The organism is Cupriavidus metallidurans CH34 (genome assembly GCF_000196015.1).
GTDB classification, from domain to species: domain Bacteria; phylum Pseudomonadota; class Gammaproteobacteria; order Burkholderiales; family Burkholderiaceae; genus Cupriavidus; species Cupriavidus metallidurans.
In genome coordinates this window covers 1,824,523-1,841,033 of sequence record NC_007973.1, presented here as the reverse complement: position 1 = coordinate 1,841,033, position 16,511 = coordinate 1,824,523, and the positions used below count along the sequence as shown (strand labels likewise).

Genomic DNA, 16,511 nt, shown 5'->3' with positions numbered 1-16,511 from the left:
GCCAGGTTAACGTCGACCGCGTAGACCGCGGGGAAGAAGTTGCCTTCCCCAAGGCTACGAGACACCGGCGTCCGGCGATATTGGACGATGGTCCAAACGGGGGAGCCAGCGCAGGGTCAGGTGCGCGCGACGATCCCCATGCCCATCTTGTCGGCAATGCGGACCAGGGCTGGAAGCGAGTCCACTTCGAGCTTTTGCATCACGTGCGCGCGATGCACCTTGATGGTCTTTTCCACGGTCCCGAGTTCGCTGGCCACCTGCTTGTTGCGCAGGCCCGACACGATCCAGCCGAGGACTTCACGCTCTCTGGGCGTCAGCCGCTCGATCTTCTGCCGCAGCACGCGGAGTTCGGCCTTGCGCGCGAACTGTTCCCGCGCGCGTTCACACGCCCGTTCGACCGCAGCCAGAAGCAGCCCGTCCTGCACCGGCTTTTCGAGAAAATCTATCGCGCCCGCCTGCATGGCCTGTACCGCCTTGGACACGTCGGCATGTCCGGTGAGGATGACGACGGGAACTCGCTGGCTCAGCGTCTGCTGCAAGGCGATGCCGTCCATGTCTGGCATCTGCAGGTCGACCACGGCACAGATCGGCGAATTCTCCAGTTCGACGTTATCCAGAAAGCGCTTGGCGGAATCGAAGCAACTGGTGTGATACCGATGGGCGCCAAGGACGCGTGCCAGGGCACGCCGCACACTGTCGTCGTCATCGACGATACATACCGTTGGCTGCATTGCGTTCATCGTTCTTTCCTCCGTGATGGAGCGGATGGATGCCGCGCGGTGCGAGTGGCAATACCGACCCGCGCAGGTCCTGCGCCGCGTCTTCCGTGCGCAGCGATAGTTCAAAAGTCATACCCGTGTTGCTGTTGCGGATCGCAGACAGGCGTCCGCCATTGCGCTCCACCAGGGCGCGGCTGAAAGACAGCCCCAACCCCATGCCCTTGTGCTTCGACGAATAGAACGGCTGGAAGATACGCTCGAGCTGCCCCGGTTCGACGCCGCAACCGTTGTCGCGCACCGAAACGACGACCATTCCATTGCGTTCCTGCGCCAGGATCGACGCTGAGCGCTCGCCGTGCGGGCGCACGGATTCCACTGCATCGAGGGCGTTGCTCAGCAGATTGAGCAGCACCAGCTGGATTTCCATCGGGTCGCCAACGGCGCGGGGAAGCGAATTGGCAACTTCGCGCGACACCAGAACACTACGTGCCCGCGCATTGGCATCGACGAGGGCTATCGCCTGATCGACGACCTCGCCGACATTGAAGTGGATCGCCGAAGGGGCTTCGCCCAGGATCAATGCCCTCACCCGCCTGACGATCTCGCTCGCGCGAGACGCATCGGCGACGATATCGTCCAGGATCTCGCGCACCTCGGCGGGGTCGCATGGCCCCGATGCCAGATACTCCCTGGCCGCCTGAGCATTGCTGGTGATAGCCGTCAGCGGCTGGTTCAATTCATGCGCGATCGAGCCGGCTAGTTCGTTCATGCCGGGTGCGGGCGACAGATGGGCGATCTCCCTTGCATGGTTGCTGGATTGCACTGATTCCGTTGTCCCGCCGGAATGCGACCTGCGACGCCCGAAGCTGGGAACGATCGCGGCGGCGAACGCCACGCCGCTGGAGATGCCTACCAACAGGAAGGACAGCCATCGCATTGCTGTTGTCCTTCAGCGGTGGAGTGAATGAGACTTGCTGCATTGCCGCAAATGACGGCCACTGCGGGCATTGGCCCGAGCGCGGACACGCGAGAGTTTCGCCACTGCAACCAGGGACGCCAGAGCCGACAGCACGACAGGCAGGACAACAAATGACATGACATCCCTCCAAGATGCTGGGGATGTCCCGGGAACGGAATAACGGCGTGTCGCCGCACGCGAACATAGCAAGCCCGCGCGGCTATCCAGCTCGATACGGCATCCCTGAGCGCTTACCCCAAGCGACTACGACAAAATCCGACTCAACGTCCGGCGCCAGTTCCAGAGGAACCGGCCAGGAATCCGTGCTGGTGACCCAGGCAGATGTGGGCCACTTCGTTTTCATTGGTTTCTAACTTTGCGTCCTGTCAAAATTAACTCGGGCCTTTAGGGAAAGCAATCGCAACTTCGCGGTGCAAAAAAAAAAGAAGCTCGCATTACTGCGAGCTTTATCTCACTAGTCAGATATCTGGAAGTCCGAAGCGGAGTCTGCGGTACTTCCGCCTGCAAATTTCCCGCTAGGGTGCAGTGGCGGATACCTTGCTCCAGCCCGGCACTGGATCGAATGACTGGATGCCATCGGCGCGCGCGCTCGTGTTCTTGCCCAGATCGCGTTCGTAGACCTGCCCTTCGTGATTGACGATGAAGCTCTTGATGCCGGTCTCGCCATACTTGACAGGCCACGCCAGTACCGCGAACCCGCCAAACAACCGGCCATTCACGAGGTAGTTGTACTGTCCGCCCGGTGCCGCAGGCCCCTGTGACGTCAGCAGCTTGTATCGGTATCCGTTATAGCCCTCTGCACTGGCATTGCGGCCCACGGCGCGCAGAAAGGCTGACCCCAGCGGGCTCTCGGGCTCGCCGGCCGACGTCGGCCAATACAGGCCATCACGCTTGCCAGGCGAACTGACCAGATGCGCGGCGTAGACCATCATTCCATCGCCCACATGATCGGTGCTCGCGTACTCGCGCTGCGCATCGTAGACCGCCAGCATGGTCTGGATCGTCGACAACTCGTTACGGCCGATCCGGCGCAAGCGGATTTCGGTCAAGCCGGCTTGCGTATCGAACTGCCACTGTCCGTTGCGCCTGACCAGCGGGATGGGCATCGTCCAGCCATCATTGCCGACGGCGATGCGGGCAGTGTTGTCGTCCTGCTTCTGGATCGAGTGCGACTGGCTCCAGGCGGACAGGAACTTGTAGCGAATCTCGGCCCCCAGTGGCGGGATCAGCCGGCGTGCCTGATTCCCGAACATGGTGTCGATGGCGGTGTCGTTGCTCGTGGTGACCGCATCGCCAAACGCGTTCATCGCGGCCTCGGGAGTGGCGAACGACTTTTGCGCATGCGCGGCCGGCACCAGGCCGAGCATCAGCATGAGCGGCACCGCGGTGGCCGTGATGGCCATTCGCAAGATACGGGTCAAAGCGAGCATGAATGTCCCCTTCTGCATACCCTGGTGTGTCGCATATCAACGCCTTCCGCCGCCGCCACGGCCACCACCACCGCCCCCGCGTCCGCCGCCGCCGCTGAATCCACCACCGCCGCGTCCTCCCCCTCCGCTAAAGCCACCGCCGCCGCCGCCACCACCACGCTGACCACCGCTGAATCCTGCCTGGCTGGAACTGGCCCGGCCACGATCCAGGTCGCGCTGGGCCGTGCTACCGCCGCCAACGCCCTGGAATGCGTTGTCGCGACCGCCGCCACCGTAGCTGTTTCGATTACCGCCGCCCGCGCTTCGGTCGGCAACGCCGGCACTCCGGTCTCCGACACCCGCGCCGCCACGATCCCCGCCTCCGGCGCTCCGGTCAGCAACGCCCGCACGATCCGAGCCGCCCATGCGGTCACCCGTGCTGGCGCGGTTACCGCCACGATCACCGCCGCGATCACCGCCCCTGTCACCACCGCGGTCGCCCGCACGATCCCCTGCGCGGTCGCCTTGCCGATTTCCGGCCCGGTCACCTGCCCTGTCTCCCGCGCCATCGCGGCCACCTTCGCGGCCACGGAAGTCATTGCGCCTGTCGGCGCCGCCCACGTTGTTGCCGAACTTCTCCCGCGTAGCGTTATCGCGATATGCCACGCCCTTGCGATGGCTGGAATCGTGCTGCCAGCGGTTGCCGTTCTGGACCTTGGTCCGGTCGAAGTTGCGGTCGATGTTCGCCGCCTTGTTGACGTTGATATTGACGTCGCCACCGCCCCAGTTGCAGTTCGAGAAGATCGCGCCAGCGGCGGCCAGTCCAACGCCCCAGGCGAAGCCGGTCATCAGGGCGCCGCCAGGATAGTAATAAGGTGACGGCGGCCAGTAATACGGCGGGTAGGACGGATAGCTCCACCCGCCATAGACGACGGTGGGGTTGTACGACGGGACGTAGATCACCTCCGGATTGGCCGGCTCGATCCGCACGATGGTCTGGGTGGTGCCTCCCCCACCAGTCGTGCCGCCGCTGGCCTGCGCTGGCGGCTCCACGATGACCTTTTGCTGCTCGTTGGATTTCAGGTTACCGGACTGCTGGGCCTTGGCGCGCAGCCGTTGTACCGCCGCCATCACGTCCTTCTCCTGCGCCAGGAACGCGTCGCCGAGCTTCTGGGTCCAGTCGAGCTTGTCGCTCATCGGCTCCAGCACCTGCGGAAACGCGACCAACGATTTCACGCTGACATCCCACGGCTGGCTCTCGACCGCCTTGATGGCGGCATCCCCTTTGACGTTGGGGTTGGCCTTAACCCATCGCGCCGCCTGTACCACCTCGAGCGGATAGGTCGACGCCATCAGCGCCTGCGCCAGCACGGAGTCAGGATAAAGCGCGATCGGCGCGACCAGCGCTTCGAGCTCCTCTGGCTTGAATGACGCCGGGCCGGCGCTATTTTCCTGCGCCCAGGCGCTACCAATGCTTGCTAGGAAGCAAGCTATGATCCATGCTCCGATCCAACTGAGTCGTCGCACGCTGCAACGCGTCATGGCACCCTCCTGACACCGCATCGGTTTCGCCGGCACCGATGCCAACATGGTGATCTTATAGATGCCCCGTTTGCTGCCCGCAATGGAACCTTGGTCCAATACGCGAGCGAACGGACCAACGGTACGCTTCCGCCAGGTACAAGCCTTGCATGACATCTCGGACGAACGTATGGACCGTGTCACGAAACGGCAACATCGACCCGGCATGTTCAGCGCCCTCGCGTGCAGGGGGGCGCTGCTTCTGGTAATGGCGACAGCCGTGCCCGCCGCGCACGCCCAGGCGCAAATTTTCGGGCCTGGTGTGCAACGGCAGGCCAACGCCGTGCTGTCGCTGATGAGTTATTCGGTCGTGCCGGATCTGGCATCGAGTTCGCTGTCGATCAAAAGCGCCCAGACGGACAACCCCGGCATTGTCATGTCCCAGCTTGGTGGCGGCTTCACGATGAGCAAGACGTTTCCGCTCTATCTCGAAGGCTCGATCGCGTACAGCCGCTACGATCCGACCTTTGTATCGACAGACGGGGCGGAATCGCGGCTGCTTCCCACACGCTGGAATACCTTCGCTGGAACGGTCGGTATTGGCTGGGATTTTCCGCTAACTGACGACAAGGAACTGGTCATCCGCCCGATCCTCAACGCTTCGCTGGGCAATGTATCGAGCGACCTCAAGCTTGCCACGGCGGTCGTCCAGCACGTGACGGACCGCGACATCAACTTCCTCAACGGTGGGACGTTGAATGCCTACGGCCTGGGTGGCGCGCTGATGCTGGACTGGGAACATTACCGGCCAGAGCACGACATTGATATCGAGCTCCGCTACACCAGCATCCATTTGCAGAGCTTTGGCGGTTCCGCACCAGCGGTCCAAGGGTCCGTTACCTCACAAACCGCTAATCTCTATGCCCGCTGGCGCGCCCCGACTGGTCTGATCGCGCTTGATCGCCCGCTTAGATACGTACTCGAACTCTCCCATTCGCATTACTTTGGCGCGCAGGCGGGAGTATTGGGATTCAATTACCTGACAACGCTGGGCGCAGGACTGGAACTGGATACCACCGCGCACGAGGTGTATGTGACACGTGTGCGGGCCGTCGTCCGATATGTGTTTGGCAATAATGTCTCTGGCGTTTCCCTCGGACTGGCGGCGAGCTTCTGAGGCGGATATCGCAAAACCGATCATTTGAGAGTTGTTGCGATCGACTTTCCCCCACCCTGCACCAATATGGTTATTGTTGATCCATTTTGGTGCAACAAACAAATCCCATAACTGTCATCGGACTTCGGTCTTGCGCTGAATGCCCGCGCTCACGCGCGCCGTAATGCATTCAGATATTTCTCATTAGCGCCGCCAAAAACGGACGGCGGCATATCACACCAAGTTTACGTCTGCCCTATGGCTGTGCGCTTTTCGGCCAGTTTCATGTCATTAATGTGCGCTATTTGATGCACGGCGCGCCCAAATGTTGATCATAGTCAATAATCTACAACCATCATCTATCCCGTTTATATAGGATTGAGTGTGAAATAAATTCAAATGCATTTTTGATCTGCGCAAGTATCAGCGCCTCAAGAGGGTTGGCCGTCATCCGTAAGACTTTAATGAAGTGTCCATCCTTGGACCTCGCTGGATTTCCTGGTCTTATTTCGCATCATTGGGTGTGGGTATATTCCATACAAATGCAAGCGAAAGAAGATTCGTTTTTCATAAAATGAAGAATATTCTTATCGGCATCAAATCCAGGCTTATAGCGGGGTTCGCATTGTTTGCATTACTGCTGACCGGCGTTGGCGCATTTGGCTATTACGGTCTGTCCACGCTTGGTGAGCGCATCGAGGCACTCTATGCGTCCAATACCACACCACTTGTTCGCGTGGCTTCGGTCAGGGCGCACTCCTTGCGCATACGTATGAATCTCTGGCGTGCACAGGTCGAAGCTTCGCCGCAAGCCACCGCACAGGCAGAGAAGGACATCGCCGCGTCACGCGCCGCCATCGAAGATGCTTGGGCGCGCTACTACCCGGACGGCATCACCTCGCCCAGCGAACGAGAACTTGCCACGCAGATCAATGCTGCACTGAAGCAACTCCTCCCGGAGAACGACAAGGTGCTGGCCCTGCTTCGTGCGGAAGACTATGTTGCGGCCAAGGAATATCAGGACGCCAACGTCGCCGTGCAAGCTGACCGCCTGAACGAGTTGATCGACAAGGCCATAAACGACAACGCCGCGCAGGCGGAAGCGGCCGTGAAGGAAAGCTCGGGCATGACGAAGACGATCCTGGTGATGGCCGCTTTGCTGATGGCCGCTGGCATCCTGTTGTCGCTGGTAATCGCCACCTTGCTGACGCGTGGGGTAACAAAGCCGCCCGACAAGGCATTGAATAATGCCGCCGATGTCTCCAAAGGAAAGCTCGGCCAGCCTATCGTCGTTGATACCCAGGACGAGATTGGTCGCGCTATTGACGCCTTGAAGTTGATGGATGAAAGGCTCTCCGCCACCGTGGAGGAAGGGTCGCGCCAGGCTGGCGACGTGGGCGCATCCATGCAGGAAGTCATCAGCGTGATCAACAGGATGTCGGACATTATTGGAGAGATCGCCGCCACGTCCGATAAGCGAAGCCGTGGGGGTGAACAAATACACGTCGCCATCAACCAGATTGACGCAGCCGCGCAGCACAACGCCGCGTTGGTCGAAGAGGCTGCGGCCGCCTCTCAGTCTCTTCAGGAACAGGCGCGGCGAATGAAGGAGGACATGATGTTCTTCCGTCTCGCGAACGGTACCGGCGCCGTCACCGTGCCTCGCGCCTCCGTGCCAAAAGCCGTTGCGCCCATCGTCAAGAAGGTTGCGAAAACCAAGGTGATGAACCCATCCAGCCAGTTTGCGCTGGCCACTCTGGAAGGCAAGTCAGGTCACGACGACTGGCAAACCTTCTGATCTCACGCATGAGGGAGTCTCCTCTGCGGGTCCAAAGCAATAAAGCCGGGGGTGGCGTCAAGCACACGCCACCACCCAGGTGTCCGCCACCGCCTCTCGCCTTCCGGGTAGCCATCGCTGCCAACGGTCTGCAAGTTACGGAAATTGCGCCCCTCTCGCATCGCCTCACTTGAAAATGCCTCGCTGCTCTGCATGTACCTTCGCCAGCTTTTGCCTCCCGGGTGGATTGAATCGCCGCGACATCGATCGCCTGGACTCCGTCGTACATGGCCGAATCAGCCTGCACAAGGGCGAATCGCTCTATCGGCTGGGTGATCCCGTGACATCCATCTATGCAATCCGTGTCGGCACATTGAAGAGTCAGGTTTCCACCCAGGATGGACGCGTACAGATCGTTGGGTTTCATCTTCCCGGCGAACTGGTCGGCCTCGACAGCCTCGTGTCCCCGCAATATATGTCTCACGCGGTGGCCCTCGAGGACGCCCGGCTCTGCCGCATCAATCTGACAGCGTTGCGCGATCTGGCTGTCGCGCTGCCCGGGTTGTACAACAACATCTTGCGGCTCATGGCAAACGAAGTCCGTCACGACCATGCCATGCTGAGAACGCTTGGGGTGCTCAATGCCGAGGAAAGGCTGATCGCGTTCCTTCTCAGTCTTTCCGCGCGGCTGTCCGCCAGGGGCTTTGCGGCAAGCGAGTTCCAACTGCGGATGACCCGGGAGGAGATCGGCAGCTATCTGGGCCTGAAACTCGAGACGATCAGCCGCCTGTTCTCCAGGCTTTCGGAGACGGGACTGATCACCGTACGACACCGCAGCGTGAAGCTCAACGATCTCAACGGACTACGCCTGATATATGAAGGATCGTCGGGCGCTCTGGCATCGTTCCAGAATCACTGTCTTGCGAACTGAAATGATTTTTGATACTGATTTATTTGCTATTGATTCTGGCATTTCACGCACTCATTAATTTTGCGCAAATGCAATATTTTAACGTTTATTTTTCTTGTTTGATTGTAAATAAACATATACTTGAAAACGTAGCCAGGTTTTCTCCCCATTGGACTTGGCTATATCCGCGTTTATGCCCTCCTCTGGAGGGCATTTTTTTTGCACAATGAAGAATATTTTTCGCGGATGGATTATTGGGGTCTGGACATGAAGAATCGAAGCCTCCTCGTCTATAGAGATAGCCGCCAAAAGTGAAACTGCCGGGGGGGTAAAGCAGAACTCAGGGCTTCAAACTGCCCATCCGACGGAGGGGGGCGTCCTTCGGGCGATTCATCGCCGCGGGTTCGATGGATATCGTTTGCTGCAAGTCTTCTGGCACAACGAAGGGCTCCGCTGACGTAGCCAGCTTCTTCCCCTTGGCTGCGCGTGGGGGCGGCGCGCACAATCCACAGACAAAGTTGGTCTGCAGGTCATACTTGTGCCTGACGAACGAACCACCACAGCATTTGCATGTGGAGCTGACCAACGTACCGGAGTCCAGGAACCTGAGCATGGTCCAGGCTCGTGTAAAGCTCAAGGTGAGATCCTCGCCTATCAGCGAGATGTGCTCCACGTACAGGCGATAGGCAGAAACAATGCAGCGGATGCGCGATTGCTTGCCCTGTGCCATCAGAAACCTGTAGGCGGACAGGAATAGCGATGCGTGCACATTCGGTCGCCATGTCAGGAACCACTCTGGCGAGGACGGCAATTGCCCCTTCGGCGGCGAGACACCTCGCAACTCCTTGTAGAGCCGGGTAAGACGGTCCCGCGATATCGCGACTTCGGACTCCAAAACCTGCAACCGCGCGCCGAGTTCAACCAGCTCAACCGCCAGCCGGAACTCCTCTACTTCTCTAAGGACACTCTTTCGAGTCGTCATGTTCCTCCTGCATCGTCAGTTGATCGAGTCCAAGGGGTGCGCCGAGAGCAGAATAGCCATGTGCATCTGCTGGAGATCGTGTTGCGGCGACCCATTTGCAAGCGTTGCGAGCAGTGAATGGTTATCGAATCTGAAGGCGCAAAGAAGTATGTTGGTTCGCGCCAGCTTGACCAACTGCGCGGCGCTCAACCCCCCAATGATCTCGGCCACTTCCTGACTGACACCTAGCCGGAACATGGCTTCCGCGTCATGCGAAAGAATCATGCGCTGGGCAAGCAAGAGATAAGAAAGATTGAAATCTGAAATGCTGATGACCCTATCGTCTACTTCCATTTTTAAGTTAATTACTACGTGGTTGATGCGCCAATACTAGCCCACCAAAAGACTCTTCTTTGGAAGATTGACGGTGAAGTTTGTGAATTGTCAAAATGCGATAAATAGACTCGTCACAAGACATCGTCATTACATTTATCGTGATATTTCTTGATGTAAATAGATATCAGTTTTGATGCAAATCAAAATACATGTTATTGCAGAATGAAATTGACGATCAGACTTCCGTAAATAATATCCGCCTCACGCAAGTGCGGGCATCGTGCCTAACCTGTCAAAATGCTTTCAGCCATGATTTTCCCACCGCAGTTCGCCGATACTCACTTGTCTGGCCAGACGCCTGATCCGCCTTGCATTGCTCACGGGCGGGCCGTTGCGCTATTGCGGTCCGGGGCGCTGCAGATGATGTACCAGCCCATACTTGACCTCAGGACTGGCGGCATCCTCAAGATCGAGGCGCTTGCCCGGCTGCTGGACGACGAAGACGTCCTGCTTCCGGCCTCCTTCCTGCCCCATCTTGACCCTGAGCATCTCCTTGAGCTCTACGTTCTTGGCCTGGACCAGGCGCTGCAGGAACAACGAAATTGGCTGGATCATGGCAAAGCCATCGGATTTGCAATCAATGTTCCTCCGGACGGCCTTGACGATCCGCGCTACTACGATGCAACCGTCAAGGCACTAGCGCGCCACGATCGCGCGCCGCAATTGCTTACGCTCGAAATTCTTGAGTCAGAAGGACTGAGCGATACCAATGAAGCGTTGACCCAGTTCAACCGATTCAGGACGCTTGGCGTATGCATGGCCGAGGATGATCTGGGTTATGGACACAGCAGCTTGATCCGTTTGCGGCGCCTACCCTTCGACTGCATCAAGATTGACCGCGATATCGTCGCAATGAGTACCGTCGACGATGTGGATGCGCTGCACTTTGTCTATCAGCTCACGCGACTCGGACATGCCCTGGGCAAAACCGTGATCGTGGAAGGTGTCGATAGTGTCGGGCTGATCGACGCAATCGGTACTCTTGGCGCCGACGGCGCCCAGGGCTATGCCGTGGCCCGGCCGATGCCAGCGCGGCAGCTTTCGGACTGGCTGGAGAATCGACAAGGGCCCCCTTCCAGCGTGCCCTCCAGCAGCGCTCCTGGCAGACTCGCACACCTTGTTGTCGCCGAGGAACGTCTACTCGCGGGTGGGCAGGACTTTCCGGTGGTCGACCTGCGCTGCGCCGGTCTGGCACACGATTCGGCGTATACATGCATGGCGCAGACATGTCGGACTTGCAGACTCGCGCGTTTCCGCGACGAGGTGCACACAACCTTCGGGCCGCTGACCAACGTTGGCTCGGAAGTGAACGAATTGCTGCAGGCGGCAACCCGGGACGGCGTGAGTGCTCTAGCGTATCGGACGGCCCGCCGCAAATTGGCCGCGGCGATGTAATCCCGTGGCTGATGCTCCTCCTTGGCGGTCGGTATTGCCGCACGGCAGTGGAGCCAGCGTTCCTGTTACAGCGTGGCCTCCGCACTTCCGATTGACGAGGCAAGACAGAACGCATCTTTTCCATTGCGCTTGGCGTGGTACATAGCCACATCCGCCTTTTTCAACAGTTCTCCGGGTGTCAATGCATCCGTCGGGTACACGCTGATGCCAATGCTGGACGTCACGAAAACCTGGTGTTCGCCGATCTGCCGCGCGGACCGGATCATCCGGAGAAGGCTCCGCGCCAGCATTGGGAGATGGTCCTGGTCCGCGATGCCTTCCAAAACGATGGCAAACTCATCGCCACCAATCCGTGCAACCGTGTCGGAATCGCGCACCGCGTTCTGGAGATCCCGCCCAATCAGGATGAGCAACTCATCGCCGACGCCATGCCCCAGCGTATCGTTGACGGCCTTGAATCCGTCCAGATCCAGGAACATGAGTGCAACTGGCTGTGGCATGCGCCTGGCACGGGCAAGCGCCTGGCTGAGGCGCTCGTCGAGCAGAAACCGGTTTGGCAGGCCTGTCAGCATGTCGTGGGTGGCAAGATGGCCAAGCCGCTCTACAGTCTGTTGCCGATGCGTAATGTCAGTGCAGATGGCAGCAAAATGCGTGTACTCGTGGTTTGCCCCGCAAATGCCCGCAATCGACAACGACTCCAGGTACACGCCACCATCCTTGCGCCGATTCCACAGCTCGCCTTTCCACTGGCCCGCCTCTCTCAGCGCTTTCCAGAGTCCGCGATAAAACTCCTTCGTCTGTCGTCCGGAGTTGAGCATGCGAGGGTTGTTGCCGACCAGTTCGGCCTGGCTGTATCCCGTGAGGCGGCAAAATGCGGGGTTCACCTTTTCTATCGTCCCTTCCGCATTCGTAATCATGACGCCATCCAGGGTCATCTCGATGGCCTGGTCCGCCAGCCAGAGGTGATAGCGCGACTCCTCCATGGCGTCGTCACGCTGGCGAACCAGGTGCGTGAAGATAGCGATCGAAATCATCGCGCCAGTCGCCAGCAGCACAAATGCGAAGGCGGTGGTGATGGCCACGCTCAGCATGGTGGCACTTTCCTGCCGAAGCGCGGCCGCCATGGCGACGTTCAGATCGACCTCGCTCGCGATCAGCGTATCCAGCTGATTTAGCGCCTCGACGTTCTGCTCCAGCCAGTCGCGCGTGTCATCGTGATCGCCGAAGGAAATCCGCTCCAGCGAAGACCGGACGATTCCGCTGAACAAGGTCAGCCGATGCCCGATCTCGGTGGCGAGCACGTCCTCGTGCTGATTGTCTGGCGCATCCGCGCAATACCGGGCCCAAGCGTTGTCGATGGCCCTCAGATTCACATGTATGGCCGCGATGGCCTGGCGTTCCTCTTCGCGGCCGCGCAAGGCAACAAGCCGCCAGAGCAAGCGGCGGATGTCGGTCGCACGTGCCCTGATTTCTGCGAGTTCTCTGATCGGCGCGGTGTTGTGCTCGTAGATTGCCTTCACGTATCCGTCAAACCGCAACATGACGAACGTGCTTCCGCCGATCAGTGCTGTCAGGGCGACGACCCCGGCAGCTATGGCTTTGACACCTCGACGCCTTAGCGGTTGGGCATATGATTCCATTCCCAATGACGAATGTGGCCAGCAGGCCTTGGGTGTTTCCACAAAGCCAGCGACGAATTGCAACAAGAACGTTGAAGTGTGGGCAGGATACTGGGACTTCGCTGCCTCCCCAATCTTCCATGTTGATTCGCATCAAGGCAAAGCCGGAATATGTATTGCAGGAGCTCGCGCAACATGGACGACGTCGGCGACACGCTGCCTTCGACGTCTCCGGCGAGCAACAACTTGCCGCGAATTGCCCACGGTCAATGTCGCAGACCCATATCTGGATCCGCAGGCCGTTATTAGCAACCGAAGCACGGCATCCCATCGGTTAAACACCAGACACCTCAAGTGTGGCCGTGCGTGGCGCGATGGCAGCGTAGGCTGCTATCGCGATAGAGAGGCCTATCCGCACTTTCGCCTCCATGCAGGCGAACCTAATCCATGAAGATCAATATGAGTCGAAAACCATTCTCCGCCGCATTCGGCGTGGCAACTCAGGCAAGAGCCGAACTGACACCTCCCTGCACCACCCGCGAGAACCCAGGCTCAGGTGGCACGCCCGCTGATCCGCTCGGTGCCATGATGAGCGATATCGGCGTACTGGGCGATGCGTCGCTACATTACGGAGCCAGGCTGCTGGTTATTCGAGAATTGCTCAGAGCCTTGTGCAGCCATCTGCCGACCGCGCTGCGGCCCGGAATCGCCAACGAACTGCGAGCCGGTACGGAACGAATCCTCGCGCACGCCGACGAACGGCCCCTGCCGGACGCCTTCTACCACGCACTTCTGGACGAGATGAACCGATACCTCGAGTGCCTGTGAGGGAATGAAAGCCGACTGCCACATGCCTGAATTCGGAATCGGGCGCAACCACAATGAGGAATTCATTTAATTCGCCAAATAAAAGATTCATGTCGTGAATCAAAGTCCCCACGCAGAGCTGCGATATTCTGGGGGAAACCCTGACGGGGCACTCCGCGTGCCCCATGCCCCCGGATTTTTTCACGGCGCGCCATGCGCGGTGATGCCTGCATGGAATGGCTACCACGCATGTCACTTGCCTTTGCCAGAGAGTTACTCATCAAGCGTCAAATCTCACGTCGCGGACCTGCCGCGGCACTGATAGTCGTCCCGATCCTGCTTGGCGGCTGCATCTCGATGGATCCCGCCTACGAGCGTCCTGCTGCACCGGTGCGGACCACGTGGTCGCCAGATGCCGCGGCGCCGGCCATCACGCCAGCCGCCACAATAGGCTGGCGCGAGTTCTACGCGGACCCCGAGCTTCAGGCACTGATCGGACAAGCGCTCGACAACAACCGGGACTTGCGCATCGGCGCCGCGCGTGTCGCGCAATCGCTTGCTGCCTACGGCATTCAGCGGGCGGAGCAATACCCGTGGATCGGTGCATCCGCCGATGGAACCCGAGCTCGGGTACCCGGTGATCTGAATCTGACTGGTCGACCTCTAATAAGCAGCCAATATCAAGTTGGCGTTGGACTCAGCACGTGGGAGATCGATTTCTGGGGACGTATTCGCAGTCTCAAGGACGCCGCCTTGCAGAACTATCTGGCGTCCGATGCTGCGCAACGGGCTGTCACACTGTCGATCATCACGCAGGTGGCGCAGACGTATCTGGCCATTCGCGAGCTCGACGAACGGATCGCTCTGGCAAAGCAGACCACGGACACCCGGGCCGAATCGCTGCGTATCTTCACGCGCCGGGAACAAGTCGGTTCCGCATCCAAGCTGGAGCTGACCGAAGTCATCACCCTTTACCAGCAGGCCCGGGCACTGGTCACCCAACTCGAACAGGACCGCGCCACACAGTCTCATGCGCTGGAGGTTCTGGTGGGCGCGCCGGTCGACGTCAAGCCGGCCATCGGCCTGGTCAACGATGCCGAACTGATGCGCCAGATCGACGCTGGCCTGCCATCCGAGCAACTGGAGAACCGCCCCGACATCGTCTCGGCCGAGCACCAGTTGATGGCTGAAAACGCAAACATCGGGGCTGCGCGCGCGGCGTTCTTCCCGCGAGTGACCCTGACCGGTTTCGCCGGCACGGCCAGTGCGGACCTGGATGGTCTGTTCCGTGGAGGCAGTGGCGTATGGTCCTTCGCCCCAAGCATTTCCATTCCGATCTTCCAGGGCGGACAGTTGCGTAGCAACCTCGACCTCGCGAAAGCGCGGCGCGTGGAGGCGGTAGCCCAATACGAGAAAACCATCCAGAATGCTTTCCGCGATGTGGCCGATGCCCTGAGCGCGCAGCGCTGGCTGGCCGAACAGGTCGATATTCTGCAACTCACACAGGCGGCACAGGCCGAACGCCGGCGACTGGCGAAACTGCGGTACGACAATGGTGCAGCAGCCTTCCTCGAAGTCCTCGATGCCGAGCGCGATCTGCTTGCCATCGAGCAACAGGCCGTCCAATCGCGCCGCGCCCTGCTTGCCAGCCGCGTCAGCCTGTATGCCGCACTGGGCGGTGGCACAGCCGTTGCCTCGCCGCCGGAGGCGGCCGCTCCGGAAGGTGCGCCCGCCAGTGCAGCGCCTGACGCCAAGCCCTCCACACCTTCTACTGCTCGTTAACCAAGTCGGCCCATGAAGCTTCCTACCAACAAGCTCGTTCCCGCCCTGGTCGTGCTCGCTGCCGTCGCCGGCGGCTGGTACGCATGGGATCGCCTGCGCGACAACGGCCCCGGCGAAGGTTTCGCGCGCGGCAACGGTCGCATCGAGGCCACCGAGGTCGATGTGGCGACCAAGCTCGCTGGCCGGGTCAGCGACATCCTCGTCTTTGAAGGCGATTTCGTGACGGCCGGCCAGCCACTGGCCCGGATGCAGATCACCACGCTCGAGGCCCAGCACGATGAAGCCGTGGCCCAGCATCAGCAAGCCATCAACGCAGCCGCGGCGGCTGTGGCGCAGGCCGCGGCGCGCAAGAGCGACAAGGCCACGTCGGAAGCGTTGGTCGGCCAGCGCGAGGCCGAACTCGACGCAGCGCTCCGTCGGCGCGCCCGCTCCGAAACCTTGTCCAAGGAAGGCGCCTCCTCGATCCAGGAACTGGACGACGACCGCGCGCGTGAGCGCAGCGCCCAGGCAGCCGTGACCGCAGCCCGCGCCCAGGTGGCCGCAGCCCAGTCGGCCATCGAGGCCGCCCAGGCACAGGTAGTTGGCGCGCAGTCGACGGTCGCCGCCACGCAGGCCACTATCGCCCGCATCCGGGCCGATATCGACGACAGCGAGCTGAAGGCACCGCGCGACGGCCGGATCCAGTACCGCGTGGCGCAGCCAGGCGAAGTGCTCGGCGCTGGCGGCAAGGTACTGAACCTCGTGGATCTGTCGGATGTGTACATGACCTTCTTCCTGCCCGAAGCACAGGCCGGTCGGCTTGCCATCGGCCAAGACGCCCGGATCATTCTGGACGCCGCTCCGGAGTATGTGATTCCGGCAAAGATCTCCTTTGTCTCGAGCACCGCGCAGTTCACGCCAAAGACCGTGGAAACGGAAAGCGAGCGCCAGAAACTGATGTTCCGGGTTCGCGCCAAGATCGATCCGGATCTGCTGCGCAAGCATCTGAAAGTGGTCAAGACGGGGCTTCCTGGGGTGGCATGGGTCAAGCTCGATGCCAAGGCAGAGTGGCCGGCGTCGCTGACCACAAAATTACCTTGA

At 60.1% G+C, this 16,511-nt stretch carries 14 protein-coding genes; 7 read left to right on the top strand and 7 right to left on the bottom strand.

Translation table 11 applies throughout. The annotated features are described in order from the left end of the window. Positions 1-116: 116 nt before the first annotated feature. The 4 genes from RMET_RS08510 to RMET_RS08495 all read right to left on the bottom strand — a co-directional run bounded on the left by RMET_RS08510 (position 117) and on the right by RMET_RS08495 (position 4,649). Entirely contained in the window at positions 117-740 is a 624-nt protein-coding gene (locus RMET_RS08510; RefSeq protein ID WP_017513303.1) for a response regulator transcription factor, read from the bottom strand. After that, positions 703-1,656, bottom strand: coding sequence for a sensor histidine kinase (locus RMET_RS08505; RefSeq protein WP_011516430.1), 954 nt, complete (start codon positions 1,654-1,656; stop codon positions 703-705). The genes RMET_RS08510 and RMET_RS08505 overlap by 38 nt, the downstream gene beginning before the upstream one ends. Positions 1,657-2,213: 557 nt before the next feature. After that, the gene (locus RMET_RS08500) at positions 2,214-3,128 is read right to left on the bottom strand and encodes a DUF2950 domain-containing protein (protein ID WP_011516428.1); all 915 of its coding nucleotides are present in this window, start codon (positions 3,126-3,128) and stop codon (positions 2,214-2,216) included. A gap of 36 nt (positions 3,129-3,164) precedes the next feature. Continuing rightward, the gene (locus RMET_RS08495) at positions 3,165-4,649 is read right to left on the bottom strand and encodes a DUF3300 domain-containing protein (RefSeq protein WP_041240527.1); all 1,485 of its coding nucleotides are present in this window, start codon (positions 4,647-4,649) and stop codon (positions 3,165-3,167) included. Between the two features lie 205 nt (positions 4,650-4,854). Here RMET_RS08495 and RMET_RS08490 point away from each other — a divergent pair, with 205 nt between their 5' ends. The 3 genes from RMET_RS08490 (at position 4,855) to RMET_RS08480 (ending at position 8,492) form a co-directional block, all read left to right on the top strand. Then, the gene (locus RMET_RS08490; protein WP_409365164.1) at positions 4,855-5,805 is read left to right on the top strand and encodes a hypothetical protein; all 951 of its coding nucleotides are present in this window, start codon (positions 4,855-4,857) and stop codon (positions 5,803-5,805) included. A 553-nt stretch (positions 5,806-6,358) separates the two neighbouring features. After that, positions 6,359-7,582 (top strand): MCP four helix bundle domain-containing protein, encoded by a 1,224-nt coding sequence (locus tag RMET_RS08485; RefSeq protein WP_011516424.1) that lies wholly within the window; start codon positions 6,359-6,361, stop codon positions 7,580-7,582. A gap of 175 nt (positions 7,583-7,757) precedes the next feature. Beyond that, positions 7,758-8,492: a helix-turn-helix domain-containing protein gene (locus RMET_RS08480; RefSeq protein ID WP_011516423.1), complete on the top strand. Its 735-nt coding sequence runs from the start codon at positions 7,758-7,760 to the stop codon at positions 8,490-8,492. 319 nt (positions 8,493-8,811) lie between these two features. On the opposite strand, the gene flhC is transcribed toward RMET_RS08480, so the two are convergent. Both flhC and flhD read right to left on the bottom strand, forming a co-directional pair. Further along, complete coding sequence (gene flhC, locus RMET_RS08475; RefSeq protein WP_011516421.1) at positions 8,812-9,453, bottom strand: flagellar transcriptional regulator FlhC; 642 nt, start codon at positions 9,451-9,453, stop codon at positions 8,812-8,814. Between the two features lie 15 nt (positions 9,454-9,468). After that, the gene (gene flhD, locus RMET_RS08470; protein ID WP_011516420.1) at positions 9,469-9,786 is read right to left on the bottom strand and encodes a flagellar transcriptional regulator FlhD; all 318 of its coding nucleotides are present in this window, start codon (positions 9,784-9,786) and stop codon (positions 9,469-9,471) included. Positions 9,787-10,077: 291 nt separating this feature from the next. On the opposite strand from flhD, the gene RMET_RS08465 reads away from it, so the two are divergent. Then, a complete protein-coding gene (locus RMET_RS08465; protein ID WP_157139103.1) occupies positions 10,078-11,223 on the top strand; it encodes an EAL domain-containing protein in 1,146 nt (381 codons plus the stop codon). A gap of 65 nt (positions 11,224-11,288) precedes the next feature. Here RMET_RS08465 and RMET_RS08460 read toward each other — a convergent pair whose 3' ends face one another. Then, entirely contained in the window at positions 11,289-12,905 is a 1,617-nt protein-coding gene (locus RMET_RS08460; RefSeq protein ID WP_409365163.1) for a diguanylate cyclase domain-containing protein, read from the bottom strand. 384 nt (positions 12,906-13,289) lie between these two features. Here RMET_RS08460 and RMET_RS31730 point away from each other — a divergent pair, with 384 nt between their 5' ends. The 3 genes from RMET_RS31730 (at position 13,290) to RMET_RS08445 (ending at position 16,511) form a co-directional block, all read left to right on the top strand. Beyond that, positions 13,290-13,670 (top strand): hypothetical protein, encoded by a 381-nt coding sequence (locus RMET_RS31730; protein ID WP_011516417.1) that lies wholly within the window; start codon positions 13,290-13,292, stop codon positions 13,668-13,670. Positions 13,671-13,898: 228 nt separating this feature from the next. Continuing rightward, positions 13,899-15,431 (top strand): efflux transporter outer membrane subunit, encoded by a 1,533-nt coding sequence (locus RMET_RS08450; protein WP_051723122.1) that lies wholly within the window; start codon positions 13,899-13,901, stop codon positions 15,429-15,431. A gap of 12 nt (positions 15,432-15,443) precedes the next feature. Beyond that, positions 15,444-16,511, top strand: coding sequence for an HlyD family secretion protein (locus RMET_RS08445; RefSeq protein WP_011516414.1), 1,068 nt, complete (start codon positions 15,444-15,446; stop codon positions 16,509-16,511).

Excerpts from the sequence above, each read along its gene's own strand:
- RMET_RS08510 (WP_017513303.1), bottom strand. The coding sequence starts at position 740 with ATGAACGCAATGCAGCCAACGGTATGTATCGTCGATGACGACGACAGT.
- RMET_RS08505 (WP_011516430.1), bottom strand. The coding sequence starts at position 1,656 with ATGCGATGGCTGTCCTTCCTGTTGGTAGGCATCTCCAGCGGCGTGGCG.
- RMET_RS08500 (WP_011516428.1), bottom strand. The coding sequence starts at position 3,128 with ATGCTCGCTTTGACCCGTATCTTGCGAATGGCCATCACGGCCACCGCG.
- RMET_RS08495 (WP_041240527.1), bottom strand. The coding sequence starts at position 4,649 with ATGACGCGTTGCAGCGTGCGACGACTCAGTTGGATCGGAGCATGGATC.
- RMET_RS08490 (WP_409365164.1), top strand. The coding sequence starts at position 4,855 with ATGTTCAGCGCCCTCGCGTGCAGGGGGGCGCTGCTTCTGGTAATGGCG.
- RMET_RS08485 (WP_011516424.1), top strand. The coding sequence starts at position 6,359 with ATGAAGAATATTCTTATCGGCATCAAATCCAGGCTTATAGCGGGGTTC.
- RMET_RS08480 (WP_011516423.1), top strand. The coding sequence starts at position 7,758 with ATGCCTCGCTGCTCTGCATGTACCTTCGCCAGCTTTTGCCTCCCGGGT.
- flhC (WP_011516421.1), bottom strand. The coding sequence starts at position 9,453 with ATGACGACTCGAAAGAGTGTCCTTAGAGAAGTAGAGGAGTTCCGGCTG.
- flhD (WP_011516420.1), bottom strand. The coding sequence starts at position 9,786 with ATGGAAGTAGACGATAGGGTCATCAGCATTTCAGATTTCAATCTTTCT.
- RMET_RS08465 (WP_157139103.1), top strand. The coding sequence starts at position 10,078 with ATGATTTTCCCACCGCAGTTCGCCGATACTCACTTGTCTGGCCAGACG.
- RMET_RS31730 (WP_011516417.1), top strand. The coding sequence starts at position 13,290 with ATGAAGATCAATATGAGTCGAAAACCATTCTCCGCCGCATTCGGCGTG.
- RMET_RS08450 (WP_051723122.1), top strand. The coding sequence starts at position 13,899 with ATGTCACTTGCCTTTGCCAGAGAGTTACTCATCAAGCGTCAAATCTCA.
- RMET_RS08445 (WP_011516414.1), top strand. The coding sequence starts at position 15,444 with ATGAAGCTTCCTACCAACAAGCTCGTTCCCGCCCTGGTCGTGCTCGCT.